The sequence below is a fragment of the Acetobacter okinawensis genome, assembly GCF_002153655.1.
Lineage (GTDB): Bacteria > Pseudomonadota > Alphaproteobacteria > Acetobacterales > Acetobacteraceae > Acetobacter > Acetobacter okinawensis_A.
The window spans coordinates 1-765 of sequence record NZ_JOPJ01000086.1 but is presented as its reverse complement, the minus strand read 5'-3'; the positions used below and the strand labels follow the sequence as shown (position 1 = coordinate 765).

At 56.7% G+C, this 765-nt stretch carries 1 protein-coding gene and 1 pseudogene; both read left to right on the top strand.

Annotated features, from left to right (window positions below; translation table 11 throughout):
- Positions 1-351, top strand: a 351-nt coding sequence (locus HK26_RS12835; RefSeq protein ID WP_180539582.1) for a toprim domain-containing protein, incomplete at its 5' end; no start/stop codon positions are given.
- Positions 338-765: pseudogene (locus tag HK26_RS12830) on the top strand (ATP-binding protein); the annotation flags it as partial. The gene HK26_RS12835 and the pseudogene HK26_RS12830, both read left to right, overlap by 14 nt.

Below are 765 nucleotides of genomic sequence, written 5' to 3'. Positions count from 1 at the left end.
GGTTTCCGTGGTTCCTGCATCCGGCTGCGCAAGGGTGCGGCCGGAACAGCTCTCAAACAGGTCTCACCGGATGAAACGGTGGCGATTGGCGAGGGCATAGAGACATGCCTGTCAGTCGCGCTGGCCTGCCCTGATCTGCGTATCCTCGCAGCAATTTCTCTCGCAAATCTCGGAACAATCCGTCTGCCGGATACAGCACGTAATGTGCTCATTCTGGCAGACCGGGACAGCAGCCCGCAGGCGCAGCAAGGACTGGAAAAGGCCGTAGCCCAGCACATTCAGGCTGGTCGCTCGGTTTCGGTTGCCATGCCGCCTAAGGGGCAAAAGGATTTTAACGATGCGCTCAAGTGATGGACTGGATGGTATCCGCGCCGCTGTAGCCGGTGCGGAACGCCAGTTTCAGGTCATTGACGGCGGCAAGGGCGGTGGGGACGAACCGCCGGAAGCCACCAAGGAAAAGAAGCCCTGCCCTGTTGTCACTATCGGGCATCTGAGTGGTGCTTTCTACTTTCTGGACCGCGTGGGGCAGCTCCGGGTGCTCAAGGCGTCACAGATGACACGCAGGCCGGATCTGCTGTCGCTTTTTGGCGGCAATATCGACTGGCTGAAAGAAACATTCCCCAAAACCGCCAAGGTTAAAGGTAAGGATGAAAATGGCGATGAGACAACGCGTGAGGTTGTGGTTGATTTTAATATTAACCGCACTGCTGAGTTCTTGCAGCGTGAGTGCTTTTCTGCTGGCCTGTATGGCGACCATATACAGAT